The sequence below is a fragment of the Pseudomonas sp. 18-147 genome (assembly GCF_051048045.1).
Lineage (GTDB): Bacteria > Pseudomonadota > Gammaproteobacteria > Pseudomonadales > Pseudomonadaceae > Pseudomonas > Pseudomonas aeruginosa.
Window position 1 is genome coordinate 6,171,005 of sequence record NZ_CP182296.1, and the last position, 26,452, is coordinate 6,197,456.

The 26,452-nt window shown below is 67.7% G+C and carries 25 protein-coding genes and 1 other RNA gene; 10 read left to right on the top strand and 16 right to left on the bottom strand.

Going from position 1 to position 26,452, the window contains the following annotated elements:
- Window positions 1-7 precede the first annotated feature (7 nt).
- From ACM0M4_RS29115 to ACM0M4_RS29125, 3 genes are all read left to right on the top strand, one after another.
- Entirely contained in the window at window positions 8-1,792 is a 1,785-nt protein-coding gene (locus tag ACM0M4_RS29115) for a GspE/PulE family protein (protein WP_221345455.1), read from the top strand.
- A gap of 221 nt (window positions 1,793-2,013) precedes the next feature.
- Entirely contained in the window at window positions 2,014-2,466 is a 453-nt protein-coding gene (locus ACM0M4_RS29120) for an NfeD family protein (protein ID WP_115288908.1), read from the top strand.
- A gap of 131 nt (window positions 2,467-2,597) precedes the next feature.
- Window positions 2,598-2,927 (top strand): DUF2388 domain-containing protein, encoded by a 330-nt coding sequence (locus tag ACM0M4_RS29125; RefSeq protein WP_003096280.1) that lies wholly within the window; start codon window positions 2,598-2,600, stop codon window positions 2,925-2,927.
- Window positions 2,928-2,961: 34 nt separating this feature from the next.
- Here the strand turns inward: ACM0M4_RS29125 and gcvP are convergent, their stop codons facing one another.
- From gcvP to ACM0M4_RS29155, 6 genes are all read right to left on the bottom strand, one after another.
- The gene (gene gcvP / locus ACM0M4_RS29130; RefSeq protein WP_115288989.1) at window positions 2,962-5,838 is read right to left on the bottom strand and encodes an aminomethyl-transferring glycine dehydrogenase; all 2,877 of its coding nucleotides are present in this window, start codon (window positions 5,836-5,838) and stop codon (window positions 2,962-2,964) included.
- Between the two features lie 173 nt (window positions 5,839-6,011).
- Entirely contained in the window at window positions 6,012-6,401 is a 390-nt protein-coding gene (gcvH, locus tag ACM0M4_RS29135; protein ID WP_003107397.1) for a glycine cleavage system protein GcvH, read from the bottom strand.
- A 46-nt stretch (window positions 6,402-6,447) separates the two neighbouring features.
- Window positions 6,448-7,530, bottom strand: coding sequence for a glycine cleavage system aminomethyltransferase GcvT (gene gcvT / locus ACM0M4_RS29140; RefSeq protein WP_023089728.1), 1,083 nt, complete (start codon window positions 7,528-7,530; stop codon window positions 6,448-6,450).
- A gap of 150 nt (window positions 7,531-7,680) precedes the next feature.
- Entirely contained in the window at window positions 7,681-9,300 is a 1,620-nt protein-coding gene (locus tag ACM0M4_RS29145) for an ABC transporter permease (RefSeq protein WP_003099178.1), read from the bottom strand.
- A gap of 67 nt (window positions 9,301-9,367) precedes the next feature.
- Window positions 9,368-10,366 (bottom strand): extracellular solute-binding protein, encoded by a 999-nt coding sequence (locus ACM0M4_RS29150; protein ID WP_003096289.1) that lies wholly within the window; start codon window positions 10,364-10,366, stop codon window positions 9,368-9,370.
- Between the two features lie 67 nt (window positions 10,367-10,433).
- A complete protein-coding gene (locus ACM0M4_RS29155; RefSeq protein WP_003099180.1) occupies window positions 10,434-11,348 on the bottom strand; it encodes a LysR family transcriptional regulator in 915 nt (304 codons plus the stop codon).
- 96 nt (window positions 11,349-11,444) lie between these two features.
- On the opposite strand from ACM0M4_RS29155, the gene ACM0M4_RS29160 reads away from it, so the two are divergent.
- Together ACM0M4_RS29160 and ACM0M4_RS29165 are read left to right on the top strand one after the other, a co-directional pair.
- Window positions 11,445-12,638, top strand: a complete 1,194-nt coding sequence (locus ACM0M4_RS29160; protein WP_003114048.1) for an MFS transporter — start codon at window positions 11,445-11,447, stop codon at window positions 12,636-12,638.
- 38 nt (window positions 12,639-12,676) lie between these two features.
- The gene (locus tag ACM0M4_RS29165) at window positions 12,677-13,498 is read left to right on the top strand and encodes a hypothetical protein (RefSeq protein WP_003118038.1); all 822 of its coding nucleotides are present in this window, start codon (window positions 12,677-12,679) and stop codon (window positions 13,496-13,498) included.
- A gap of 35 nt (window positions 13,499-13,533) precedes the next feature.
- On the opposite strand, the gene ACM0M4_RS29170 is transcribed toward ACM0M4_RS29165, so the two are convergent.
- Genes ACM0M4_RS29170 through ACM0M4_RS29190 form a run of 5 tightly spaced genes read right to left on the bottom strand, consistent with a single transcriptional unit; the run spans window position 13,534 to window position 18,357 of the window.
- On the bottom strand, window positions 13,534-14,751 hold the full coding sequence (locus ACM0M4_RS29170) for a 2-octaprenyl-3-methyl-6-methoxy-1,4-benzoquinol hydroxylase (RefSeq protein WP_003120388.1): 1,218 nt from the start codon (window positions 14,749-14,751) through the stop codon (window positions 13,534-13,536).
- Window positions 14,752-14,779: 28 nt separating this feature from the next.
- Complete coding sequence (locus ACM0M4_RS29175; RefSeq protein WP_003099189.1) at window positions 14,780-15,262, bottom strand: hotdog fold domain-containing protein; 483 nt, start codon at window positions 15,260-15,262, stop codon at window positions 14,780-14,782.
- Window positions 15,263-15,266: 4 nt separating this feature from the next.
- On the bottom strand, window positions 15,267-16,451 hold the full coding sequence (ubiH, locus tag ACM0M4_RS29180; protein WP_009314483.1) for a 2-octaprenyl-6-methoxyphenyl hydroxylase: 1,185 nt from the start codon (window positions 16,449-16,451) through the stop codon (window positions 15,267-15,269).
- A 7-nt stretch (window positions 16,452-16,458) separates the two neighbouring features.
- The gene (gene pepP, locus ACM0M4_RS29185) at window positions 16,459-17,793 is read right to left on the bottom strand and encodes a Xaa-Pro aminopeptidase (protein WP_003096308.1); all 1,335 of its coding nucleotides are present in this window, start codon (window positions 17,791-17,793) and stop codon (window positions 16,459-16,461) included.
- A gap of 9 nt (window positions 17,794-17,802) precedes the next feature.
- Window positions 17,803-18,357 carry a YecA family protein gene (locus ACM0M4_RS29190; protein WP_003099193.1) on the bottom strand — a complete coding sequence of 185 codons (555 nt, stop codon included), beginning with the start codon at window positions 18,355-18,357 and terminating at the stop codon, window positions 17,803-17,805.
- A gap of 188 nt (window positions 18,358-18,545) precedes the next feature.
- On the opposite strand from ACM0M4_RS29190, the gene ACM0M4_RS29195 reads away from it, so the two are divergent.
- From ACM0M4_RS29195 to ACM0M4_RS29210, 4 genes are all read left to right on the top strand, one after another.
- On the top strand, window positions 18,546-18,755 hold the full coding sequence (locus ACM0M4_RS29195) for a TIGR02449 family protein (protein ID WP_003096314.1): 210 nt from the start codon (window positions 18,546-18,548) through the stop codon (window positions 18,753-18,755).
- Entirely contained in the window at window positions 18,752-19,066 is a 315-nt protein-coding gene (locus ACM0M4_RS29200; protein WP_003096316.1) for a cell division protein ZapA, read from the top strand. The genes ACM0M4_RS29195 and ACM0M4_RS29200 overlap by 4 nt, the downstream gene beginning before the upstream one ends.
- A 33-nt stretch (window positions 19,067-19,099) precedes the next feature.
- Window positions 19,100-19,278, top strand: a non-coding RNA gene (gene ssrS / locus ACM0M4_RS29205) — 6S RNA.
- A gap of 9 nt (window positions 19,279-19,287) precedes the next feature.
- Complete coding sequence (locus ACM0M4_RS29210) at window positions 19,288-19,899, top strand: 5-formyltetrahydrofolate cyclo-ligase (RefSeq protein ID WP_003096321.1); 612 nt, start codon at window positions 19,288-19,290, stop codon at window positions 19,897-19,899.
- Window positions 19,900-19,949: 50 nt separating this feature from the next.
- Here the strand turns inward: ACM0M4_RS29210 and ACM0M4_RS29215 are convergent, their stop codons facing one another.
- A complete protein-coding gene (locus ACM0M4_RS29215) occupies window positions 19,950-20,081 on the bottom strand; it encodes a hypothetical protein (protein WP_003096323.1) in 132 nt (43 codons plus the stop codon).
- Window positions 20,082-20,265: 184 nt separating this feature from the next.
- Here ACM0M4_RS29215 and ACM0M4_RS29220 point away from each other — a divergent pair, with 184 nt between their 5' ends.
- A complete protein-coding gene (locus ACM0M4_RS29220) occupies window positions 20,266-20,724 on the top strand; it encodes an EVE domain-containing protein (protein ID WP_003114044.1) in 459 nt (152 codons plus the stop codon).
- A gap of 9 nt (window positions 20,725-20,733) precedes the next feature.
- Here the strand turns inward: ACM0M4_RS29220 and ACM0M4_RS29225 are convergent, their stop codons facing one another.
- The 4 genes from ACM0M4_RS29225 to ACM0M4_RS29240 form a co-directional block, all read right to left on the bottom strand.
- Complete coding sequence (locus ACM0M4_RS29225; RefSeq protein WP_003099197.1) at window positions 20,734-21,858, bottom strand: ABC transporter permease; 1,125 nt, start codon at window positions 21,856-21,858, stop codon at window positions 20,734-20,736.
- A gap of 3 nt (window positions 21,859-21,861) precedes the next feature.
- Entirely contained in the window at window positions 21,862-24,612 is a 2,751-nt protein-coding gene (rbbA, locus tag ACM0M4_RS29230; protein ID WP_054376187.1) for a ribosome-associated ATPase/putative transporter RbbA, read from the bottom strand.
- Window positions 24,609-25,682: an HlyD family secretion protein gene (locus tag ACM0M4_RS29235; protein ID WP_003099200.1), complete on the bottom strand. Its 1,074-nt coding sequence runs from the start codon at window positions 25,680-25,682 to the stop codon at window positions 24,609-24,611. Before ACM0M4_RS29235 ends, rbbA begins: the two co-directional genes overlap by 4 nt.
- Window positions 25,683-25,888: 206 nt before the next feature.
- Window positions 25,889-26,308, bottom strand: coding sequence for a flagellar basal body-associated protein FliL (locus tag ACM0M4_RS29240; protein ID WP_003096328.1), 420 nt, complete (start codon window positions 26,306-26,308; stop codon window positions 25,889-25,891).
- Between the last annotated feature and the right edge of the window lie 144 nt (window positions 26,309-26,452).

Genomic DNA, 26,452 nt, shown 5'->3' on the forward strand with positions numbered 1-26,452 from the left:
AGTCTGCATGTCCGTGTTCGCCACCGCCGCCCAGGACCGCCTGCTGGACCTCGGCGACCTGCTCCGCGAGCTGGTCGCCCAGGGCCGGGTCGGGCAGGAGCAGGCCGAACAGTGCCTGGCGATCCGCCGCAGCGCGGTGCGCAACCAGCAGCATCCGCTGGAGTTCCTCGCCGCGCAGCAGGTCGAGGATCTCAAGCGCCCCGGACGCAAGCTCGATCTGGAGACCCTCACCCAGTGGCTGGCCGAGTACGCCGGCCAGCCCTACCTGCGCATCGACCCGCTGAAGATCGACGTCGCCGCGGTGACTCCGCTGATGTCCTACGCCTTCGCCCAGCGCCATGGCATCCTCGCCGTCGCGCTGAGTCCGGAGGAAGTCACCATCGCCAGCGCCCAGCCCTTCGTACAGGGCTGGGAAAGCAACCTGGTGCATGTGCTCAAGCGACCGATCAAGCGGGTGGTGGCGAACCCGGCGGACATCCAGCGCTACACCGTCGAGTTCTTCCGCCTGGCCCGCTCGGTCAGCGGCGCCACCTCGCCGGACCAGAAGATCAGCAGCGTCGGCAACTTCGAACAGTTGCTCAACCTCGGCGCCGCCGACCAGGAGCCGGACGCCAACGACGCGCACATCGTCACCATCGTCGACTGGCTGTTCCAGTACGCCTTCCAGCAGCGCGCCAGCGACATCCACATCGAGCCGCGCCGCGAGCAGGGCACCGTGCGCTTCCGTATCGACGGCGTGCTGCACAACGTCTACCAGTTCCCGCCGCAGGTGACCATGGCGGTGGTCAGCCGCCTGAAGTCGCTGGGACGGATGAACGTGGCGGAGAAACGCAAGCCGCAGGACGGCCGGGTCAAGACCAAGACCCCGGACGGCGCCGAGGTGGAGCTGCGCCTGTCGACCCTGCCCACCGCCTTCGGCGAGAAGATGGTGATGCGCATCTTCGACCCCGAGGTGCTGCTCAAGAGCTTCGACCAGCTCGGCTTCTCCGCCGACGACCTGCGCCGCTGGCAGAGCATGACCAGCCAGCCCAACGGCATCATCCTGGTCACCGGCCCCACCGGCTCGGGCAAGACCACCACGCTCTACACCACGCTCAAGCAACTGGCCACCGATGAGGTGAACGTCTGCACCATCGAGGACCCGATCGAGATGATCGAGCCCTCGTTCAACCAGATGCAGGTCCAGCACAACATCGACCTGACCTTCGCCAGCGGCGTACGCGCCCTGCTGCGGCAGGACCCGGACATCATCATGGTCGGCGAGATCCGCGACCTGGAGACCGCCGAGATGGCGATCCAGGCGGCGCTCACCGGGCACCTGGTGCTCTCCACCCTGCACACCAACGACTCCCCCACGGCGATCACCCGCCTGCTCGAACTGGGCGTACCCTACTACCTGATCCGCGCCACGGTGCTAGGGGTCATGGCCCAACGCCTGGTGCGCACGCTCTGCCCGCACTGCAAGGCGCCGATGCAACTGGCGGACAGCGACTGGCACGAACTGACCCGCCCCTGGAGCGCCCCGCCGCCCAGCGGCGCGCACCAGGCCGTGGGTTGCCTGGAGTGCCGCGACACCGGCTATCGCGGGCGCGCCGGCGTCTATGAAATCATGCTGCTCAGCGATAGCCTGAAAGAACTGATCACCGCCGACACCGACCTGGTCGCCCTGCGCCGCCAGGCGTACAAGGAAGGCACCCGCAGCCTGCGCCTGTCCGGCGCGCAGAAGGTCGCCGCAGGTATCAGTACGCTGGAGGAAGTACTGCGGGTGACCCCGCAGAGCGAACAGAAGTAGCGGCACATCCCGTCGGCGGAGTTCCGACGGTTGCACGGCACAACGCCGGACGGGCCTGCCAGGCCCACAGACAAGGATGTAGACGATGACGAGCGTTCCCCCCGCCGTCCCCGCGCCGACGCTCCCCAGCCGCGGCGCACCGCACCTGCGGCGAGCCGCGAGCGGCGTCCCTGGCTCGATGTGGCTCGGCCGGCCGCCGAGCCGGCGCTGAGGGCCGGCCGATGGAAATCCTGCTGCTACGCCTGGACTTCTGGGACTGGCTGGCCTTCGGTACCGTCCTCCTGCTCCTGGAAATCTTCGGTGCCGGCGGCTATCTGCTGCGGGTCGGCCTCACCGCCGCTTGTGTCGGTGCGCTCGGCGCGCTCCTGCCGGGACTGGCCTGGCCTTGGCAGGTAGGGCTGTTCGTCCTGCTCTCCGGGCTGGTCGCCGCCTTGCATCGGCGCCGTCGCCGCAAGGCCGGTAGCGTCGAGAAAACGCCAGGGTTGCAGCGACGCGGCGACGACCTGTTCGGCCGCACCTTTCCCTTGCACCGGGCGATCGTCGGCGGGCTCGGCGAGCTGCGCGTCGAGGACGCGTCGTGGCTGGTCAGCGGTCCCGACCTGCCGCGCGGCGCCCTGGTCCGGGTCACCGGCCAGGACGGCGCCCTGCTGCACGTCGAGCCTGCCGCGCCCTGAATCGCTGTAGCTCCCGGCCGGCGGGGGCTGTACGACAGCGGAAAAAGCGACCGGACGGTCATCCCCGCTGGAACTCCGGGACGGCAAACGCGATCTGATGTAACACGCAGCCCCCTATCAGGAGTTCCCCCATGCGTTCCGTCAAACTCGCCGCCGCCACCCTGGTCATCGCCGCCCTGCCGCTGGGCTCGGCCATGGCCGATACCTTCTGGCGCAACATCATTTCCTCGGGTGCCACCACGGCCTCCACCTACCTGACCTTCCGCCACGACCACAAGCTGATCGTCGCCGCGCAGGACGACGCCGGCAGCTACATCGCCAGCGACGGCGCGATCCGCGGGCCGTACCTGGAAGCCGCCCTGCAGAAGCTGCGCAACGACAACCCGGACCTGCAGGCCAGCGACATGGAACTGGCCAGCGCGATCCTCGCCGGCGGCGAGCAGTCCGCCGTCCAGCAGTAGGCCCCGGCGACCTCGCCTCCGCCCGGAGGCGAGGTCACTCGCGGTAGTCGTCCAGCGGCACGCAGGCGCAGAACAGGTTGCGGTCGCCGTAGACGTTGTCCACCCGGTTAACCGCCGGCCAGTACTTGAACGCCCGCGCATGTTCGCTCGGGGTCACTGCCTCGGCGATCTCGTAGGGTCTCTGCCAGATCCCGGTGACGTCGGCCAGGGTATGCGGCGCCCGTTTCAGCGGGTTGTCCTCCGCCGGCCAGGCGCCGCTCTCCACCTTGCCGATCTCGGCCCTGATGCTCAGCATCGCCTCGACGAAGCGATCCAGCTCCGCCTTCGACTCGCTCTCGGTCGGCTCCACCATCAGCGTGGCCGGCACCGGGAAGGACATGGTCGGGGCGTGGAAGCCGTAGTCCATCAGGCGCTTGGCCACGTCTTCCTCGGTTATCCCGGTCTGCGCCTTGAGCGGTCGCAGGTCGAGGATGCATTCGTGGGCGACGCGCTCGTTGCGCCCGCGGTAGAGCACCGGGAACGCCCCGTCCAGGCGGTTCGCCAGGTAGTTGGCGGAGAGGATAGCCACCTCGCTGGCGTCGGCCAGCTGCGGGCCCATCATGGCGATGTACATCCAACTGATCGGCAGGATGCTGGCGCTGCCCCAGGGCGCCGCGCTGACCGCGTCGTTCAGCGGGTTCGGCCCTTCGACGCGGATCACCGGATGGTTGGCGACGAACGGCGCCAGGTGCCGCTTGACCCCGATCGGCCCCATGCCCGGCCCGCCACCACCATGGGGGATGCAGAAGGTCTTGTGCAGGTTCATGTGCGAGACGTCCGCGCCGATGTCCGCCGGTCGCGCCAGGCCGACCTGGGCGTTGAGGTTGGCGCCGTCCATGTAGACCTGGCCGCCGTGGCGGTGGACCACTTCGCAGATCTCGCCTATCCCCTCTTCGTAGACGCCGTGGGTCGAGGGATAGGTGATCATCAGGCAGGACAGCCGGTCGCCCGCCTCGGCCGCCTTGAGGCGCAGGTCGTCGAGGTCGACGTTGCCGCGGGGATCGCACTCGACGATCACCACCCGCATGCTGGCCATGATCGCCGAGGCCGGGTTGGTGCCATGCGCCGATGCGGGGATCAGGCAGATGTCGCGCTGGCTATCGCCGCGGCTCTGGTGGTAGCGGCGGATCGCCAGCAACCCGGCATATTCGCCCTGTGCTCCCGAGTTCGGCTGCATGCAGATGGCGTCGAAGCCGGTGATCGCCCGCAGCCAGGCTTCCAGTTCGTCGATCATCCGGCGATAGCCCTCGGCCTGCTCGCGCGGCACGAACGGATGCAGTTCGGCGAATTCCGGCCAGGTGATGGGGATCATTTCGCTGCTGGCGTTGAGCTTCATGGTGCAGGAGCCGAGCGGGATCATCGCCTGGTTCAGCGCCAGGTCCTTGCCTTCCAGCTGGCGCAGGTAGCGAAGCATCTCGGTCTCGCTGTGGTGGGCGTTGAACACCGGATGCTGCAGGTAGGCCGAAGTGCGTTGCAGGACTGCCGGGATGCCGTCGGCCACCGCCCCGCCATCCAGGTGCGCGACATCCAGCCCGTGGCCGGCGCCGAGGAAGATCTCGAACAGGGTCGCCAGGGTCGCCGCGTCACAGGTTTCGTCGAGGCTCAGGGCCAGCCGCCGGTCGTCGACCACGCGCAGGTTGACCCGTGCCGCCCGCGCCCGTTCGAGGATCGCCGCCTGACGCTCGCCGACCTCGTAGGTCAGGGTGTCGAAGAAGTGCCGGTTGAGCCGCCGCAGTCCCTTGCTTTCCAGGCCCGCCGCCAGCAGCGCGGTCAGGCGCTGGACGCGTTGGGCGATGCGTTTCAGCTCCTGTGGCCCATGGTAGACGGCATACAGCGAAGCAATGTTGGCCAGCAGCACCTGGGCGGTGCAGATGTTCGAGTTGGCCTTTTCCCGACGGATGTGCTGCTCGCGGGTTTGCAGGGCCATGCGCAACGCCGGGTTGCCGCGGGCGTCGCGGGAAACGCCGATGATCCGCCCCGGCATTGCCCGCTTGTACCCTTCGCGGGTGGCGAAGAACGCCGCGTGCGGCCCGCCGTAGCCCATCGGTACGCCAAAGCGCTGGGCGCTGCCGAGCACCACGTCGGCACCGAGTTCCCCCGGCGGGGTCAGCAACAACAGGGCGAGCAGGTCGCTGGCGACGCAAGCCAGCGCCTGTTGGCCGTGCAACGCCTCGATAAGCGGGCGCAGGTCGCGGATCTCGCCGCGACTGTCCGGGTATTGCAGCAAGGCGCCGAACACCGCGTGGGCGGCAAGATTGTCCGGCTCGTCGACGACCAGCTCGAAACCGAACGCCTCGGCGCGGGTCCGCAACACCGAAACGGTCTGCGGATGGCAATGCGCATCGACGAAGAACCGGTTGCTCCTGGCCTTTGCCACCCGCCTGGCCAGGGCCATGGCCTCGGCGGCGGCGGTGGCTTCGTCGAGCAGCGAGGCGCTGGCCAGGTCGAGTCCGGTGAGGTCGATGGTCAGTTGCTGGAAATTCAGCAGCGCTTCCAGGCGGCCCTGGGCGATTTCCGGCTGGTAGGGCGTATAGGCGGTGTACCAGCCGGGATTCTCCAGCACGTTGCGGAGGATCACCGGCGGCGTCACTGTGCCGTAGTAGCCCATGCCGATCAGGCTGGTCCAGCGCTGGTTGAGCCCGGCGTAGCCGCGCAGGCGCGCCAGGGCGGCCTGTTCGTCGAGCGCGACGGGCAGTTCCAGCGGCCGGTTGAGGCGGATCGCCGGCGGCACCGTCTGCACGATCAGTTCGGCGCGAGTGGAAACTCCGAGGAAGTCCAGCATGGCCTGCTGTTCCGCAGGATCGGGGCCGAGGTGGCGGCGCAGGAAGGCATCGGCGGGCTGGAGCTGGGCGAGGGACGGCGTCTGCGACATGGCTTCGGTCTCGTTGGGGGCGGCATCGCCCTGCCAGCGATCGTCGCCGAACGGATATCGAATGAGAAAGCAACGACGGCGAAAACGCATTTCGCCGCTGCAAAAAGAACAAAGCCTCGAATGATCGAGGCCTTGTCCAAGGATAGCGGGTTTTGTCGCGACTACGCGGCGGCTCAGCCTTCCGCGTCGACGGCGGCCTGGTAGCCAGCGGCGTCGAGCAGCTTGTCCAGCTCGGCCGGATTGCTCGGCTTGAGCTTGAAGAACCAGGACGCGTACGGGTCGTTGTTGACGTCTTCCGGGGTGTCGGCCAGGGCTTCGTTGATGGCGATGACTTCTCCGCCGATCGGCGAATAGATGTCGGAGGCGGCCTTCACCGACTCGACCACGCCCGCTTCCTGCCCGGCGGCGAGGGTCTTGCCCAGCTCCGGCAGCTCGATGAAGACCACATCGCCAAGGGCTTCCTGGGCATGGTCGGAAATGCCCACGGTAACGCTGCCGTCGGCTTCCAGGCGAGCCCATTCGTGGCTCTGGGCGTAACGCAGTTCGGCGGGAATATTGCTCATCTTGTTTTCCTCGAAGTCGGGGGCGACGGCGGTCGCCATTGCCAGGTTAGATCAGGGGCTTGCCGTGACGCACGAAACTGGGCTGGACCACCCGTACCGGGTACCACTTGCCGCGGATTTCCACCTCGGCGCGGTCGCCGGTGGCGGCCGGCACGCGGGCCAGCGCGATGGACTTGTTCAGGGTAGGCGAAAAGCTGCCGCTGGTGATCTCCCCCTCACCAATGCCAGCTACCCGCACCACCTGGTGGGCGCGCAGCACGCCGCGCTCCTCCAGAACCAGGCCGACCAGCTTCGGCTGGTCGCCGGCGGACTTCTGCGCTTCCAGCGCGCGGCGGCCGACGAAGTCCCGCGCAACCGGCTCCCAGGCTACGGTCCAGCCCATGTTGGCGGCAAGCGGGGAAACGCTTTCGTCCATGTCCTGGCCGTAGAGATTGAGCCCGGCCTCCAGGCGCAGCGTATCGCGCGCACCCAGGCCCGCCGGGGAGATCCCGGCGCCAACCAGCTCGTTGAGGAAACCCGGCGCCTCGGCGGCCGGCAGCATGATTTCCAGGCCGTCCTCGCCGGTGTAGCCGGTGCGGGCGATGAACCAGTCGCCCTCGGCACGGCCCTGGAACGGCTTGAGTTCGCGTATCAGCGCGGCGCGTGCCGGGGACACCAGTTCGGAGCTGTGCACGCGGGCGTTGGGGCCCTGGATGGCGAGCATCGCCAGGTCGCCGCGTTCCTGCAGGTCGACCTTGAAGCCGGCGGCCTGCGCCTGCATCCAGGCGATGTCCTTGTCGCGGGTGGAAGCATTGACCACCACCCGGTAGCCGTGCTCGGTCAGGTAGACGATCAGGTCGTCGACCACCCCGCCCTCTTCGTTGAGCATCGCGCTGTAGAGCGCCTTGCCGGTTTCGCCGAGACGCGCCACGTCGTTCGCCAGGAGATGCTGCAGATAGGCCGTGGCCTGCTCGCCGGCGACGTCGACCACGGTCATGTGGGACACGTCGAAGACGCCGCAGTCACGCCGAACCTGATGGTGCTCCTCGACCTGCGAACCGTAGTGCAGCGGCATGTCCCAACCGCCGAAATCGACCATCTTGGCGCCGAGCGCGACGTGCAGCTCGTAAAGCGGGGTGCGCAATCCCATGGGTATTCTCCTTCCGGGCGTAGCGGGTGCCGTCGGCAGGGACCGCCGGCACGAAATCGCGCGCATTGTAGCCGCAAGCCCCGGAGCAGGACACCATGGAAGCGTGCCGCGATCCGTGCATAGACCCTACGACCTGCATGGATACTGGGCTCAGCGATCTGAATGATGGGCAGAACGACGAATCAACCCGACCACCGGTAGCAGGCCGACCAGCACCAGGGTCAGGGCCGGCAGCGAGGCGCGCGCCCATTCGCCCTCGCTGGTCATCTCGAAGATCCGTACGGCCAGGGTGTCCCAACCGAAGGGACGCATCAGCAGGGTCGCCGGCATCTCCTTGAGCACGTCGACGAAGACCAGCAGCGCGGCGCTCAGCGAGGCCGGCAGCAACAGCGGCAGGTAGACCCGCAGGAACAGCAGCGGGCCGCCCACGCCGAGGCTGCGCGAAGCTTCCGGCAGCGACGGGCGGATCCGCGCCAGCCCGCTTTCCAGCGGCCCGTAGGCCACCGCCATGAAACGGATCAGGTAGGCCAGCAGCAGGGCGAACAGACTGCCCAGCAGCAGCGGCTTGCCGGCGCCGCCGAGGGCGCTGGAAAGCGGGATCACCCAGTGATTGTCCAGCCAGCTGAAGGCCAGCATGATCGAAACCGCCAGGACCGAGCCCGGCAGCGCATAACCGAGGTTGCCCAGGCCCACCGCGCCGCGGATAGCGCGGGTCGGCGCCAGGCGCACGGCGAAGGCCAGCAGCAGGGCCACGGCGACCGTCGCCAGCGCGGCGATGCCGCCCAGCGTCAGGGTATGGCCGATCAGGTCCCAGTAGCGCTCGTCGAGGTCGAAACGGCCCTGGCGCCAGAACCAGACAACCAGTTGCGCCACGGGAATCACGAAGGCGCAGAGGAACACCAGCCCGCACCAGGCGCTCGCCGCCAGCGCCCTGGCGCCGCGCAGGCGGTACAGCGGCGCGCCGCGCGGACGCTCGCTGGCGGCCTTGGCTCGGCCTCGCGTGTGGCGCTCGCCGAGCAGCACCAGGCATACCCCGAGCAACAATAGGCTGGCCAGCTGGGCGGCGCTGGAGAGGCTGTAGAAGCCGTACCAGGTCTTGTAGATGGCGGTGGTGAAGGTGTCGAAGTTGAACACCGATACCGCGCCGAAGTCGGCCAGGGTTTCCATCACCGCCAGCGCCAGGCCGGCGCCGATCGCCGGCCGCGCCATCGGCAGGGCGACCCGCAGGAACGCCTGCCAGGGCGACAGGCCGAGAACCCGCGCGGCTTCCATCAGGCCCTTGCCCTGGGCGATGAAGGCGCTGCGCGCGAGCAGGTAGACATAGGGATAGAACACCAGCACCAGGACCAGGATCACCCCGCCGGTGGAGCGTACGCGCGGCAACCGCAGGCCGCTGCCGAACCACTCGCGCAGCAGGCTCTGCACCGGTCCGGCGAAATCCAGCAGGCCGACGAAGACGAACGCCAGGACGTAGGCCGGGATCGCGAACGGCAACATCAGCGCCCAGTCCAGCCAGCGCCGCCCGGGGAATTCGCAGAGGCTGGTGAGCCAGGCCAGGCTGACCCCGAGCAGAGTCACGCCGATGCCGACGCCGAGCACCAGGGTCAGGGTGTTGCCGAGCAGGCGCGGCAACTGGGTATCCCACAGGTGGCTCCAGATTTCCCGGTCGATCTCCAGCCAGCTCAGCAGCAGCACGCTGAGCGGCAGCAGCACCAGCGCGGCAACGGTGAAGGTGATGGGGTACCAGCGGCGGGGAGCGGGATGGGCCACGAAATCCTCGGTGCGGAACGAACGACGCCCCGCTCGGACGAGCCGGGGCGTCGAGTATAACCGGCGGTCAGTTCCAGCCGGCGCGGTCCATCAGGCGAATCGCCTCGGCCTGGCGCTTGCCGGCAACTTCCACCGGGATGCTGTCGGCCTTGAAGCTGCCCCAGCTGGCGACTTCGGCTGACGGCGCGACCTGCGGGTTGGCCGGGAATTCCTGGTTGATCCCGGCGAACAGCGCCTGGGCGTCGGGCCCGGTCATCCATTCCACCAGCGCCTTGGCTGCCTCGGGATGCGGCGCGTGGCGAGTCAGGCCGATGCCCGACAGGTTGACGTGGACGCCGCGGTCGGCCTGGTTCGGCCAGAACAGCTTGACCCGCAGGTTCGGGTTCTGCTTGTGCAGGCGCCCGTAGTAGTAGGTATTGACGATGCCGACGTCGCACTGGCCGGCGTCCACCGCCTGGATCACCGCGTTGTCGTCGGCGAATACGTCGGTGGCCAGGTTGTTCACCCAGCCCTGGAGGATTTCCTCGGTCTTCTGCGCCCCGTGGGTCTCGATCAGGGTCCCGGTCAGCGACTGGTTGTAGACCTTCTTCGCCGTGCGCAGGCACAGGCGGCCTTCCCATTGCTTGTCGGCCAGGGCTTCGTAGGTGCTCAGCTCTTCCGGCTTGACCCGCTCGGTGGAGTAGACGATGGTCCGCGCGCGCAGCGACAGTCCGGTCCAGCTATCGGTGCTGGAACGATACTGCGAGGGAATGTTCCGTTCGATGGTGGCCGACTTGAACGGTTGCAGCAGGCCCATCTGCTCGGCCTGCCAGAGGTTGCCGGCGTCCACGGTGAGCAGCAGGTCGGCCGGGGTGTTAGCGCCTTCGGCCTTGATCCGCGCCATCAGCGGCGCTTCCTTGTCGGTGATGAACTTGACCTTCACGCCGGTCTTGCTGGTGTAGGCATCGAACACCGGCTTGATCAGCTCGTCGATGCGCGAGGAATACACCACCACTTCGTCGGCGGCCTGGGCCAGGCCGGTGATGCCCAGGGCCAGGGCGGCGAGTAGAGCTTTGCTTGCCTGCATGAAGAACAGCCTCGTCAGCGGAACGTAGGCACGAATGATAAGAAATCTCGCTTGCGAACCCGCGCGACTAAATGTGTCGGGGTGTTTCGCCTGCGTCCAGGCCACCGAGGATGGCGAGGAACGCCTCCACCGCGGCGCTGCGGCCATGGCGGCGGGTGAAGACGAGGAAATCGGCCAGCGCCTCGGGCTCGGCCAGCGGGCGATAGACGACTCCGGCCCGGGCCAGCGCGGTGCTGCAACGCGGCACCAGGGCAACGCCCTGGCCGGCCGCGACCAGGGCGATGATCGAGGTGATCTGGCGTCCGGCCGGTCCCCTCGTCAGCGCCAGCCCGGCCTTCCGGTAGAGGCGCTCGATCAGTTCGTTGAGGCCGGAGCCGTAGTCCAGTGGAAACAGGATCAGCGGCCGATCACGCAGATCGTACAGGTCGATCCGCTCTTGCCGCGCCAGCGGATCGCCGTTGGGCACGGCCACCACCAGCGGCTCGCCGCCCAGGGCCAGCACCTCGATGCCGACCTGGCCTTCCGGCGGCGGCAGGCGCCCCAGCCCCACATCGATGCCGCCTTCGGCGATCTGCGCCCATTGCGCCGCCGAAGCGCCTTCGAGCAGCTCCAGTTGCACCTCCGGATGGCGCTCGCGGAACAGTCGGATCGCCTCGGTGAACAGGTCCGACAGGGCGATGGAGCTGGCGTAGCCGAGGGTCAGGTGGCCGGCCAGCCCCTGCGCCAGCTTGCGGGCGAAGCCGGCGGTGCGCTCCAGTTGGTCCAGCAGGGCGCGTGCGTAAGGCAGGAACAGGCTGCCCTCGGCGGTGAGGGTCACCGCCCGGCTGGAGCGGTCGAACAGGCGAAAGCCCAGCTCTTCCTCCAGCGCGGATATCTGCCGGGTCAAGGGCGGCTGCGCCATGTGCAGGCGCTGGGCGGCGCGGCCGAAATGCAGGGTTTCGGCAACGGCTGCGAAGCAGCGCAGGCGGCGTAGGTCGAGCATGCGGTTCCTCGGTATCGATCGGTCCTGAATCGGTATTGGCCAGCCCGTCGGGAGCGCCCCTATAACAGGGGGTTTCTCGTCCAGGCAGAGCGTTCCATGAATTCGTCCCAGGGTTTCCCCCGCCTCGCGCTGTTTCTCTGCGGTTGCGCTGCGTTCCTCAATCTCTATACCACCCAGGGCATCTTCGACGAACTGGCGGCGAGCTTCCACATCAGCGCCCATCAATCGAACTGGAGCATCACCGCCACCACCCTGGCGGTGGCTCTCGCCGCGCCCTTCGTCGGCCGACTCAGCGGCGGCCGCGAGCGCAGCCGGGTGATCGCCTTCGCCGCCAGCCTGCTCTGCGTGCCCATGCTGCTGGCCGCCCATGCCGGCAGCTTCGCCGCCTTCCTGCTCTGGCGCTTCGCCGAAGGGATGCTGATTCCCCTGCTGTTCGCCAGCAGCGTGGCCTACATCGGCGAGCGCTGGAGCGGCGGCGCGGTCATCGAGCTGACCAGCCTCTATGTCGCCGGGACCATCCTCGGCGGCTTCGCCGGACGCTTCCTCACCGGCCTGCTGACCGAGGAGTGGGATTGGCGCGTCGCCTTCCGGATCCTCGCCGGGCTGACCCTGCTCATCGCTGTCGCCATCCGTGCGCTGCTCCCTGCCAATTCTGGCAGGCACGCGCCCGCACCGGGGAAACGCCCCTTAGTATCCCGTGAACTGTTCCGGGCTCCGCTGCTGTCGTCCTACGCGGTGGGGTTCTGTGTCCTCTTTTCCCAGGTCGCCATGTTCACCTATATCGGCATCCATCTCAGCCGTCCGCCGTACAGCCTGGACACCGCTCAGCTCGGCTCGATCTACGCGGTGTTCCTCCTCGCCCTGCTGGTGATTCCCGCCAGCGGCCGCCTGGCCCGCACCCGCCCGCACCGCCAGTTGCTGCTGGGCGCATCGCTGCTGGGCGTGTGCGGCTCGCTGCTGACCCTGGCGCCGGGCCTGCCGACGATTCTCGTCGGCCTGGCCCTCAGCGCCACCGGCGTGTTCCTCGCACAGTCCACGGTCAACGCCTTCACCGCCAGCAATGCCGGGACCGACAAGGCCGGTGCCGTCGGCCTCTACCTGACCTGCTACTACGCCGGTGGCAGCCTCGGCGCGGTGCTGCCGGCGCCATTCTGGGAGCGCTGGGGCTGGCCGGGCTGCCTGGGCCTGATCCTCCTGGCCCAGTTGCTGCCGTTGCTTCTGACCCGCTACGGCTGGTCCGCACCACAGGCCGAACGCGCGGCCCTGCGCGCGTCGCAAGGAAGACCGTAACCATCGCAAGAACAACAAGAACCGACAGGAGGTTAGCCATGAACCATGTCATCACCCCCCACAGCAAGCTGCTCGGCGTCATCGAGCCGGTCCTCAACGACATGCCCGCCGGAACCCTGCGCCACGCACTGTTCCGGGCCTTCTGGGACGAGACGGCGTCGTTGCTGGACATCGAGGACGCCTTCGCCCGGGTCACCGCCCGGCGCCAGGCGGTCGAGCCGCTGCGCAAGTTCTTCGCCAGCTGGTCGAAGACCAACAACTCGGCGGCCAGCGTTTCCGGACTGGCCAATCGCCTTACCCTGCTGGCCCGTTCGGAACAGGGTTCGGCAGCGGCAGACCAGCTCTATCGAGCCTGCGGCAGCCTGCAACGGATCACCGACGAAGACCTCGGCGCCCTCGGCAACACCGTGCATGCCGATCTTTTCTACACCATGGCCACCACCCTTTGCGGCGACGACCGCTGGCTGCTGCGCGAGAACTGCCTGCCTTCGGCGCAGGCGTTCAAGGACTGGACCGACCGCCAGCGCCTGCGCGAGCGCGACCTGATGCAGGGACTGCTGACCACGCTGGTACACGAGGTCTATACCCACGGCGAGGTGGAGTACATCCACCCGCTGTACAAGGAATGGTTCAGCCGCGACATGGGCGTACCCGCCGAACGCGCCCGCGCCACCGTGGCCTGGGTAACGGTGCACACCGGCGGCACCGAGAGCAATCACTTCGCCCACGCCACGGCGGCGGTGAACGCCTTCGTCGAGGCGATGGAAATCGAGGTGAACGAAGAAGCCGCGCGCAACCTGTTCGGGCTCTACCTGCGCAACAAGGCGCAGGTCATGCGTGACTGCGCGGCGCTGTTCTGAGGACTGGCGGCCCTCCCGTCAGGGGGCCGCCCCGCTCAGACTCGTGCCAGCGACGGCAGGTCGCCGCTGAGGCCAAGCGCCTGGCGGACGAACAGCGCCTTCGCCTCGTGATGGCCGTCGACCAGGCGCAGGCCGGCGTTGCGCAGCCAGCGCAGCGGCAACCGGTCGGCCTGGAACAGGCGCTCGAAGCCTTCCATCGCCGTCATCATGCCCAGGTTGTGCGGCATCCGCCGCCGCTCGAAGCGACTCAGCACGCGTTCGTCGGCAAGCCGTTCGCCGCGCTCCAGGGCGTGCAACAGGACCTCGGACAGCACCGCCGCATCGAGGAAGCCCAGGTTCACGCCCTGTCCGGCCAGCGGGTGGATGGTGTGCGCAGCGTCGCCGACCAGCGCCAGGCCCGGCTCGACGTAACGCTTGGCGTGCCGCTGGCGCAGCGGGATGCACAGGCGCCGGTCGGCATGCAGGATGGCGCCCAGGCGCTGTTCGAAGGCTTCGCCGAGGGCGGCGCGGAAGCCATCCTCGTCCAACGCCATCAGGCGTTCTGCCTGTTCCGGGGTGGTCGACCAGACGATCGAGCACCAGTGCTCGTCGCCGCGGTCCGGCAGGGGCAGGAAGGCCAGCGGACCGTCGTCGGTGAAGCGCTGCCAGGCGGTTGCGCGGTGCGCGTTCTCGCAGCGCACGCTGGTGACGATGGCGTGGTGCAGGTAATCCCATTCGCGGGTGGCGCAGCCGGCCAGGCGGCGTACCGCCGAGTTGGCGCCGTCGGCGGCGACCACCAGCGGCGCACGCAGCTGGCGACCGTCGGCCAGGGTCAGCAGCCAGTCGTCGCCGGAGTGGCGCATCTGTTCCAGGCGCGCATTGGCCAGCAGGCCGGTGGTGGAATCGTGCAGGCGTTCCAGCAGGGCGTCCTGCACCACCCGGTTCTCGACGATATGGCCGAGTACCTCGGCGTGCACGCTGGCGGCGCTGAAGCCGATCCGCCCGGTGCCGGAGCCATCCCACACCTGCATCTCGCGATAGGGCTCGGCGCGGCGCGCGACGATGCCGTCCCAGGCATGCAGGCGCTGGAGAATCCGCCGGCTGGCTTCGGACAGCGCGCTGACCCGCGGCTCGTAGGGCGCCTCCGGCTTGAACGGCGCCACGTCGAGCGAGCCGCCGTCCACCAGCAGCACCTCCAGGCCGCTGCCCTCCAGGGCCAGGGCCAGGGCGCTACCGACCATGCCGGCGCCGACGATGACCAGATCCGCGTGCATATCCTCGTTCTCCACTCGTGGGCCCTCTTCAGGCCGCGTTCCGCAGGCGCGGCTTGAGCCGCACGTACAGGGTTTTCTGAACCCGCGCCACCAGGGTGCCGGCGTCGTCGCGCACTTCGGCGTGCAGCCGGGGCAGGTACTTCTCGCCGCCGGCGGTCCGCTCGCGGACCTCGTCGAGCAGCTTCTGGTCGATGCTGAAATGCGCATGCACCGGGCCCTTGCCCGGGCTGACGAACTCGATGTTGGCCGCCTTGTCCCAGACCACGTAGTCGCGGCCCAGGTTCTCCATCAGCATCAGCATGAAGAACGGGTCGGTCATCGCGTAGAGGCTGCCGCCGAACTGGGTGCCTACATAGTTGCGATTGAGCCGGTTCAGGCCCATGCGCACCCGAACCTCGCGGAAATCGCCAGCGATGTGCCGCACACGGATGCCCGCCCCCAGGAAGGGCGGGTAGAGATTCATGGCGAAGCGCAGCAGGCGGGCCTTGCGCGCCCTCGACCAGACCGGCATGGCGCTACAGCGGCCGCGCGCCGAGGCCCATGGCCTGGCGGGCGAACCAGCGCTTGGCCGGCGGCAGCAGGTCGAGCCCGAGCAGGCCGAGGTTGCGCCCGGCGCCGAGCAGCGCGCGGTCGTTGGAGAACAGCCGGGTCACCCGGTCGGAGAAGCCGACGGTCATCTGCTGGTCCAGGCGCTGCCCATCGAGGTAGCGCTGCAGCACGGCGAACTCGCCCAGCGGCGCGTCGTCGTGGAGCAGGGCGTCGACCAGCGCCAGGGTGTCGCGCAACGACAGGTTGAAGCCCTGGCCGGCGATGGGGTGCAGACTGTGCGCAGCGTTGCCCAGCACCACCAGGTGCGGACGCACCTGCTCGCGGGCCTCGACCAGGTGCAAGGGGTAGCAGTGCCGTGCGCCGACCTGGCGGAAGGCGCCGAGGCGGTAGCCGAAGGCAGCCTGCAGCTCGCCGAGGAAGGCCGCGTCATCGAGGCCACGCAGACGTTCGGCGTCCTTGCCTGGGCGGGTCCAGATCAGCGCGCAACGGTTCTCCGGCAACGGCAGCAGGGCCATCGGACCGCTGGGGGTGAAGCGCTCGAAGGCCTGCCCGAGGTGCGCCTCGGAGGGCGATACGTTGGCGATCAGCGCAGTCTGCCGGTACGGCGTCTGCTCCACGGCGATGCCGAGTTGTTCGCGCAGCCCGGAACGACCGCCATCGGCGAGGATCGCCAGCTCGCAATCGAGTTGCGTCTCGTCGTCGAGGGTAAGCCGGTAACCGCCCTCCCGGGCTTCCAGGATCTTCACTTCGGCCGGGCAGTGCCAGCGCACCACCTCGGGGTCGAGCGCCTTCCACAGGCACTGGCCGAGCCAGGCGTTCTCCACCACGTAGCCCAGCGCCGGCACGCCTTCCTCGATGGCGGTCAGGCGGGTGGCGCCGAAGCGGCCGCGGTCGGAAACATGGATATGCAGGATCGGCTCGGCGCGCTCGGCGATCGCCGGCCACAGGCCGAGACGCTCGTAGATCTGCCGGCTGCCGTAAGACAGCGCCGAAGAGCGGGCGTCGTAGCTGGGCTGGTAGGCATTGCCGGGGGCGAAGGGTTCGATCAGCACGATCGACCAGCCGCGCTCCCGAGCGCCGGCCTGCAGGGCCAGCGCCAGCGAGGCGCCGACCAGGCCCCCGCCGATGATCGCCAGGTTGACCTTGCTCATCGTCACCTCAGGCTGCCTCGCTCTTGGCCGCGGCCATCAGCGCCTCGATCTCGGCGACGGTCTTCGGCACGCCGTTGGTCAGCACTTCGCAGCCATTGCGGGTGACCACCACGTCGTCCTCGATGCGTACGCCGATACCGCGCCACTTCTTCGCCACCGAGGTATTGTCCGGGGCGATGTAGATGCCCGGCTCGACGGTCATCGCCATGCCCGGTTCGAGCACCCGCCATTCGCCGCCGACGCGGTACTCGCCGACGTCGTGCACGTCCATCCCCAGCCAGTGGCCGGCGCGGTGCATGTAGAAAGCCTTGTAGGCCTCGTGGGCGATCAGCTCGTCGACGTCGCCCTCCAGCAGGCCCAGGCGCACCAGCCCGGCGGTGATGACCCGTACGGTGGCCTCATGGGCCTCGTTCCAGTGGCGACCGGGGGCGATGTAGTCGAACGCCGCCATGTTGGCTTCCAGCACCAGTTCGTAGATCGCCTTCTGCTCGGGGCTGAAGCGGCCATTGGCGGGGAAGGTACGGGTGATGTCGCTGGCGTAGCAGTCGATCTCGCAGCCGGCATCGATCAGGATCAGGTCACCGTCCTTGATCGCCGCATCGTTCTCGCGGTAGTGCAGGATGCAGGCGTTGCGTCCGGCGGCGACGATCGAGCCGTAGGCCGGCATCTTCGCCCCGCCCTTGCGGAACTCGTATTCCAGCTCGGCTTCCAGGTGGTACTCGAACAGCCCCGGCCGGCACACCTCCATCGCCCGGATGTGCGCCCGGGCGGAGACCTCGGCGGCGTAGCGCATGACCTTCACTTCGTTGGCGCTCTTGTACAGCCGCTGGTCGTGCAGCAGGTGGTCGAGGGCAACGAACTCGTTCGGCGGCTGCGCGCCCTGGCGGGCCTTGGAGCGGATCACGTTGATCCAGTCCATCAGCCGGCGGTCGAAGTCGGGATTGGCGCCAAGGGCGTAGTAGACCCGGTCGCGGCCTTCGATCAGGCCGGGCAGGATGTCGTCGATATCGCCGATGGGAAAGGCGTCGTCGGCGCCGTACTGGCCGATCGCACCGTCCTGGCCGGCGCGCAGGCCGTCCCACAGTTCACGCTCCGGATCCCGCTCGCGGCAGAACAGCACGTATTCGCCGTGGGCACGGCCGGGAATCAGCGCCATCACCGCCTCCGGCTCGGGGAAGCCGGTGAGGTACTGGAAGTCGCTGTCCTGGCGGTAGACATGCTCGACGTCGCGATTGCGGATGTACATCGGCGCCGCCGGCAGGATGGCGATGCTGTTGGGTTCCATCTGCGCCATCAGCGCCTTGCGCCGACGGGCGTACTCCGACTTGGGGATACGGATCATGCAGAAACCTCAGTGCAGTGAAGGCTTGGGAGCGGGCTCCAGCGGCTTGCCGCACTCGGCGAACAGCAGCAGCGGAGCGACCCGCAGGTATTCCATGACTTCCATATAGTCCGTCTCGCCGTCCTCGCTGTCTTCCAGCTGGCCCTGGACCTGGGCGATGGCGGCCATGTCCTGCAGCACTTCCTCGGCTTCGCCGGTCAGGCTGCCTTCGCGGGCGGTGAGGCCGAAACCGGCGAGGAAACCCTGGCACCATTGGCCGAGCGCCTCGGTGCGCTGGGCGAGCGGGGTTTCGTCGTCGGGCAGGAGCATGACGACGGCGACCTCGCCGGCGGAAAAGTCCTGCCGGACCATGCCGAGCAGGCCGGACAACGCGGCCTTGAGTCGTTCGCCCGGCGCGCCGCCGAGCAGTTCGGCGGCAGCGTGTTGCCAGGCGGCCTCGTCGAAGCCGGCGCCGGCGCAGACCCGACCCAGCAGATGGCCGTGCAGTTCGGCCGGCGAGACCGGCATGGCCGCCTCGGCGAGAAGGGAGGAAAAGGCGCTGTAGGCGGAATTCTGAGTGGACATCTCGGGACCCTGACGGCTGGGCGCCATTGGGGCGCTACACGTGAAATGAAGATGGTTATCCTAGCACCGCCCGCCCCGGCAAGACCATGCGACCGGTTGCCGGCGCGCCGGCCCGGCCGGGGCATTGGCCCCGACCGGGGACGATCCTATATAGTTGTCCAATCACCCCAATTCCCAAGCGAGAGCCCATGGAAGACGCCGATCTGCAATTGTTGACGGCCAAGTTCGACCAGCTGCTCCAGAAGCTGGAACAGCTCAAGGCGGAGAACCGGCTGCTGCGGGCGAACGAAAAGTCCTGGCGCGAAGAGCGCGCTCATCTGATCGAAAAGAACGAAATGGCGAGACACAAGGTCGAAGCGATGATTTTGCGTCTGAAAGCCTTGGAGCAGGACACATGAGCCAGTCGAATACCCTCACCGTGCAGATTCTCGACAAGGAATACTGCATCAATTGCCCGGACGACGAGCGCGCCAACCTGGAAAGCGCCGCCCGTTACCTGGACGGCAAGATGCGCGAGATCCGCTCCAGCGGCAAAGTCATCGGCGCCGACCGGGTTGCCGTGATGGCCGCCCTCAACATCACCCACGACCTGCTGCACCGCAAGGAGCGCCTGGACCAGGAAAGCAGCTCGACCCGCGAGCGCGTGCGCGAACTGCTCGATCGCGTCGACCGCGCCCTGGCGAATCCGGCCGATGCCGGCGAAGCCTGACCCGGGCGCGGCCAATTCGGGTATACTGGCCTCCGCTCCCTGGTGTGTTGGCCAGTCGGTGATGTCCCTGAGCCGATAACTGCAACAACGGAGGTTGCCAGTTGGACCGGTGTGCATGTCCGCACGACGGAAAGCCTTAAGGTCTACTGCAACCGCCACCTTGAACTTTCGGGTTCAAGGGCTAACCCGACAGCGGCACGACCGGGGAGCTACCTTTCCACATGATCGAATCGCAAGACCTCAGCCGCCCGGCCCTGCGCCGCAAGCTCCGCCAGGCGCGCCGCGCGCTCTCCCCCCTGCAGCAACGCCTCGCCGCCCGCGCCCTCTATCGACAACTGGCGCAGCATCCCCTTTTTCGCCGTGCCCGCCATATCGCCCTGTACCTGCCCAACGACGGCGAGATCGACCCGCGTCCGCTGCTGCGTGCGGCGCAGAAGCGCGGCAAGGCCACCTACCTGCCGGTGCTGGCGCCCTGGCCGCGGACGCGCATGGTGTTCCAGCGGGTCGGCAGCGGCGAACGCTGGACCCGCAACCGCTTCCGCATCAGCGAACCGCTGGCCGACGCCGGCCGCCAGCGCAAGGCCTGGGCGCTGGACCTGGTACTGCTGCCGCTGGTGGGGTTCGACGAACAGGGCGGGCGCCTGGGCATGGGCGGCGGCTTCTACGACCGCAGCCTGGCCTACCTGGCGAGGCGCAAAAATGGTCACAAACCGACGCTGATCGGCCTGGCCCATGAATGTCAGAAGGTGGATCGACTGGCGCTGGCCAGCTGGGACATTCCCCTGGCGGGAACGGTGACCGATGCGGGCTGGTACGTGGCAGGGAAACGCTAGGAAGGAGGGAGAACCCTGGGTACCGCGTTCCATGCGATACCCGGCGAGTCTTACGGCTGTTGCGTCACCTGGGCGGGCGTACTGGCCTGTCGTTCCCAGAGGCTCTGGGTATAACCGGTGGTGACGACCCCAAGTCCGAAGATGATGACCAAAACCCACAGCAAGTCTGGCTTGCGCTTCATCGATTGCCTCCCCCTTCCAGGCAATTTTCGAGGCCGGTCCTTGCGATTATCTTATCGCCTGAGCACCCTGCCCCGCTGAAAAACGGCATTTTCCGATAAGCTGAAGTCATACGCAATTACACCGGCGACCGGTGGTCACGCGCAGACGTTTCCTACGTATATCTACGAAAGAGGAGCAAAGTTCATGCCTGCCTACTGGCTGATGAAATCCGAGCCGGACGAACTCTCGATCCGCGACCTGCAACGCCTCGGAACCGCCCGCTGGGATGGCGTGCGCAACTATCAGGCGCGCAACTTCATCCGCAGCATGAACCCCGGCGACCTGTTCTTCTTCTACCACTCCAGTTGCCCGCAGCCCGGCATCGCCGGTATCGCTCGCATCGAAGGCGAAGCCTACCCCGATCCCACGGCCCTGGATCCCGCCAGCCCCTACCACGACCCCAAGGCCAGCGCCGGGAAGAACCCCTGGAGCGCCCGCGACGTCAGCTTCGTCGAAGCCTTCGCCGAGGTCGTTCCACTGGCCCGGCTGAAGGCCCAGGACGCCCTGGCCAACCTCGCCCTGGTGCAGAAGGGCAGCCGCCTCTCGGTAATGCCGGTCAGCGCCGAGGAATGGCAGGCGATCCTGCCGCTGGCGAAACGCTGAAGCCATCGCTCAGGCCATCTGCGAGATGGTCCGGCGGAAACGCCAGAGCGCGCCGAAGAAGAACGCCGAACCGATCACCACGATACCGGCGAACTGCGGCCAGACGATGTCGAAACCGGCGCCGCGGAACAGGATCGCCTGGGCCAGGCTGACGAAATGCGTGGTCGGCGCCGCCAGCATGATGTTCTGCACCAGTTCCGGCATGCTTTCCCGTGGCGTGGTGCCGCCCGAAAGGATGTTCAGCGGCAGCAGCACGAGGATGGTCAACAGTCCGAGCTGCGGCATCGAACGCGCCACCGTGCCGAGGAATATGCCCATGGAGGTGGTGGCGAACAGATGCAATCCGGCGCCGAGCAGGAACAGTCCCACCGAGCCGCTGATCGGCACGTCCAGCCAGCCACGCACCACCCACTGCAACGAGAGCCCCGCCGCCACCAGCACCACCAGCCCCATCGACCAGACCTTGGCCATCATGATCTCGAAGGCCGACAGCGGCATCACCAGCAGGTGCTCGACGGTGCCGTGCTCGCGCTCGCGGATCAGCGCGGCGCCGGTGAGGATGATCGACAGCATGGTGATCTGGTTGATCACTTCCATCACCCCACCGAACCAGGCCTGGGTCAGGTTCGGGTTGAATTCCATGCGCACCTCGATCTGCGCCGGCATGCTCGGCTCCGCGCGGTAGCGGCTGACGAATTCGCGCACCTCGGTGGCGACGATGTTCTGGATGTAGCCCGCGCCAGAGAAGGCCTGCCCGGTCTGGGTCGCGTCGACGTTGACCTGGATCGAGGGCTTGCGCCCGGCGAGCACGTCGCGCTGGAAGTCCGGCGGGATATCGAGGGTGAAGGTATACAGGCCGACGTCCATGCCGCGATCCATCTCGGCATGTCCGATCATTTCCGGCGGCCGGAAGTATGGGGGCTGGAAGGCATTGACGATACGCGACGAGAGCTGCGAGCGGTCCTCGTCGACCACCGCGATCGGCGCGTGATGCAAGGTTTCCGGAATACCGGTGGCGGAACTGTAGACGCCCAGGGTGAAGGCCCAGACGATCAGTGCCAGCATCGCGTAGTCGCGGCCGAGACTGCGGAACTCCTTGATGCCCAGGTTGAAGATGTTGGCCAGGCTGCGCATCGCTCAGTCCTCCTGCTTCTTCAGGCAGGCCACGCTGAGCAGGGTCAGCACCACGATGGAAGCGGCAAGCGGCAGGTAGTAGGCCCAGAGATCGGACAGGCCCAGCGATTTGGAAAAGGCGCCGCGGCTGACCACCAGGAAATGCGAGGTCGGATAGAGCTTGCCGATCCAGGCCGCCGCACCCTCCAGCGAGGACACCGGGTGGATCAGCCCGGAGAACTGGATCGCCGGGATCATGGTGGCGATCGCCACGCCGAATACAGCGGCGATCTGGCTGCGCATGAACGTCGAGAGGAACAGCCCTAGGCCAGTGCTGGTGACCACATAGAGGAAAGCGCCGATGGTCAACGCCAGGAAGCTGCCCTTGAGCGGCACGCGAAATACCACGATGGCCAGGACCAGCATCAGCAGGAAGTTGATCATGCCCATGGCGACGTAGGGCAGCTGCTTGCCGACCAGGAACTCCAGGCGCGTCACCGGGGTGACATAGAGGTTGGTGATCGAACCCAGTTCCTTTTCGCGCACCACGCCGAGGGCGGTGAGCATGGCCGGGATCATGATCAGCAGCAGCGGGATCACCGCCGGCACCATCGCCTTCAGGCTTTCCACGTCGGGGTTGTAGCGATAGCGCACCTCGGTGCTGGCCGCCGCGCTGGCCTCGGCCCCACCCGCCTGCCGCGAGAGGTCCGCCAGGTAGCTGGTGTGCAGACCCTGCACGTAGCCGAGCACGGTGTTGGCACGGGTCGGCATCGCTCCGTCGATCCACACGCCGATGGCCGGATCGGAGCCACGCTTGAGATCGCGCCCGAAGTTCGGCGGAATCTCCACCGCCAGGCTCAGCTCGCCGCTGCGCAGGCGCCGGTCGAGGTCGTCCGGGTCGGTGATCGGCGCATGTTCGACGAAATAGCGCGAGCCGGCGATGTTCAGCGCGTAGGCCTGGCTGGTGGTGGTCTGGTCACGGTCGAGGACCGCCCAGGAGAGGTCCTCGACGTCCATGTTGATGCCATAGCCGATGATGAACATCAGCAGCGCGGTGCCGAGCAGGGCCAGGGTCAGGCGGATCGGGTCGCGGCGCAGCTCCATGGCTTCGCGGCGCGCATAGCTGAACAGCCGCAGGGGGCTGAAGCGTTCGCGTTGCGCCTGGCGCTCCTGGCCATCGCCGGGCTGCTCCGCGACGGCCGGCGCCTCGGCCGGTTGCGCTGGCGCGGCGGCACCCGCGGCTTCCTCCAGGTAAGCGATGAAGGTCGCTTCCAGGGTCGGCAGACCACGCTGGCGCACCAGCTCATCGGGAGTATCGCTGGCCAGTACCTTGCCGGCATGCATCAGCGAGATGCGATCGCAGCGCTGAGCCTCGTTCATGAAGTGGGTGGAAATGAAGATGGTCACCCCGTCGCGGCGCGACAGCTCGACCATCAGCTCCCAGAAGCCGTCGCGAGCCACCGGGTCGACCCCCGAAGTGGGCTCGTCGAGGATCAGGACTTCCGGCTTGTGGATCACCGCCACCGCCAGCGACAGACGCTGGCGAATGCCCAGCGGCAGGTCGTTGGGCAGCTCGTCGGCCACCTTCTCCAGGTCGAAGCGCCGGAGCATTTCGCCGACCCGTGCCGGGATGCCATCCGCCGGCAGGTGGAACAGCCGGGCGTGCAACACCAGGTTCTGCCGCACGCTCAGCTCGGCATACAGGGAAAAGGCCTGGGACATGTAGCCGACCCGGCGACGGGTCGCCATGTCGCTGGCGTCCACCGGCTGGCCGAACAGCGCGCACGTGCCTTCGCTGGCCGGCAGCAGGCCGGTGAGCATCTTCATGGTGGTGGACTTGCCGCAGCCGTTGGAGCCGAGAAAGCCGAAGATTTCCCCACGCTCGATACGGAAGCTGACGTGATCGACCGCGACGAAGTCGCCGAAACGACAGGTCAGGCCCTCGGCCTCGATGGCGATCCGCGGCGCGCCTTCGCTCTGCGGTCGCGGCGGGATCACCAATCGATGGTGGCCGGCGCGCTTGCTTTCCGGCAGCAGGGCGATGAACGCCGACTCGAGGCTCTGCGTCCCGGTACGCTCGCGCAGCTCCTGCGGCGTACCGGTGGCCAGGACCTTTCCGTCATCCATCGCCACCAGCCAGTCGAAGCGCTCGGCTTCCTCCATGTAGGCGGTGGCGACCAGCACGCTCATGCCTTCGCGGCCCGCGCGGATACGGCCGATCAGCTCCCAGAACTGGTTGCGCGACAGCGGGTCGACGCCGGTGGTCGGCTCGTCGAGGATCAGCAGGTCGGGATCGTGGATCAGCGCGCAGCACAGCCCGAGCTTCTGCTTCATGCCGCCGGACAGCTTGCCCGCAGGACGCTCGGCGAACGGCGCCAATCCGGTGCTTTGCAGCAGATCGGCGATGCGCCGCTCGCGCTCGGCCTTGTCGTGGCCGAACAGCCGACCGAAGAAGTCGACGTTCTCGAACACCGAGAGCGTCGGGTAGAGGTTCTTGCCCAGCCCCTGGGGCATGTAGGCGATGCGCGGGCAGACCGCCCGGCGGTGGCGGCGGTCGCGCATGTCGCCATCTAGCACGCGGATCTCGCCATCCTGCATCTTCCGTGCGCCGGCCAGCAGCGCCAGCAGGCTGGACTTGCCGACCCCGTCCGGACCGATCAGGCCGACCATGCGGTTGGCCGGGATATCCAGGCTGACGTCGTCAACCGCACGCGTCTCGCCGTAGCGCAGCGAAACGCCCCGGAGGCTCGCCACGCCGCTCCCGCCAGCGGTCATTGCGGAACCTTGATCTGCAGGTTGGCCGGCCACTCGACCTCAGGGTCCAGTCGCAGGTAGGCCATTCCGGGCACGCCGGTCTTGACGTAGGTGATGTATTTTTCCAGCAGCGCCGGATCGAGCCGCGCCTTGACCCGGAACATCAGCTTCTCCCGCTCGTTGGCGGTTTCCACCGTTTTCGGGGTGAACTGGGCGACACTGGCGACATAGGAAACCTTGGCCGGGATCACGTAGTCCGGCACCGCGTCGATCACCAAGCGCACTTCCTGGCCCAGTCCGACCCTGCCGGCCTGCATGGATGGCAGGAAGAAAGTCATGTAGACGTCGGCCAGGTCGACCATGTTGAGGAGCTTGCCACCGGCCGGCAGCACTTCCCCCGGCTGTGCCACGCGGTACTGCACGCGGCCGTTGCGCGGCGCCTTGAGCAGGCTGTCGTCGATATCCGCCTGGAGCCGGGCGACGCTGGCCTTGGCCGCCTCGATGGCCGACTGCGCCTCGATTACCTGGGAACGCCCGGCCTCGATCGCCGCCTGCGCCGAAATCACTTGCGAGCGTGCCGCGGACAACGCCGCCTGGGCGCTCTGCAGGGTCGCCCGATCGTCGTCGAGTTGCTGTTGCGGCAGGGCATTGCGCTTGACCAGCGCCTCGGTACGGGTGAAGCGCTTCTGCGCCGCTGTCAGCTCTGCCTGGCGCTGCGCCACCACGGCCTGGGCGGTGCTCTTCTCGCTCTCGCGCTGGGCCACCAGCGAGGTCGCGGTGAGCTTGGCGTTCTCCGCCTGGCGCACCTGGGCCTGGGCCTGGGCCAACTGCGCCTCGAGCACCTGGGTATCCATCCGCGCGACGATTTCGCCGGCCTTGACGAAGTCGCCCTCGTCGACCTTGATCTCGGCGACCCGCCCGGGAAGCTTGGCCGCCACGTCCACCTCGGTGGCCTCGATGCGTCCGTTGCCGCTGGCGAATCCCTCGCCCAGGCCGGTCGGTCGCGATACCTGCCAGACCAGCACGCCTACGCCGAGCAGCGCCGCCACGATCAAGGCACGGCTCAGCCACCGTTTGCTTTCCTGTTTCATCCCTTCTCCTCGCACGTCCGGCCAGGCCGCGGCGATGGCGCTCACGCTGGAAAGCGCGGCCGCCGCGGACTTCACTGGCTCGATTGTCCCTCCAGGGCGGCGCGCGGGTGTTGATGCACGTCAGACGCGCCCGACCGAATCTCACAGGAAAGCAGAATCGCCGGTGCCTCGCATCCGGGAGCGCGGGACAGAACGGATAGTTGACCTCAGGGCTGGACGATGAGGTTGTTGAACAGCAGGTCGGTCACCAGCGGCTTGCCCTCTTCCTGCTCGAGGGTCTGCTGGACCTGCTTCAGCGCCTCCTGGCGCAGGCTTTCCTTGGCCTCGACCGTACCCAGGCTCTGGTCGGTCTGCTGGGCGAACAGCATGATCAACTGGTTGCGGATCAAGGGCTCGTGATGCTCGACCTTGGTCGCCGCGTCCTTGTCGGCCACCTGCAGGGCGATGTCGGCCTTGTAGTACTGCAGGCGCGGCCCGCTGCCGTAGTTGCCGACCAGCGCCGGGGTCAGGTCGACGTAGACCGGCTTGTTCGCGCCCTCGCCTTCCGGCGCGGCCTCCTCGGCCGAGGCGAACGACGGGAACAGACTCAGGCACAGGGCCAGCGACAGGGCAATGGGGGTTCTCACGGGCGCATCTCCTCGACGAATGCCGGCAAGCATAGCCAGACTCTCGGCCGGGCCCAAGCCCGGGGTTTATGGACAACCATCAGTTGCGGCGATGCTGATTGACCCCCGGCGTCTCCCTCCTACACTGGCCGGACCGCAAACTGG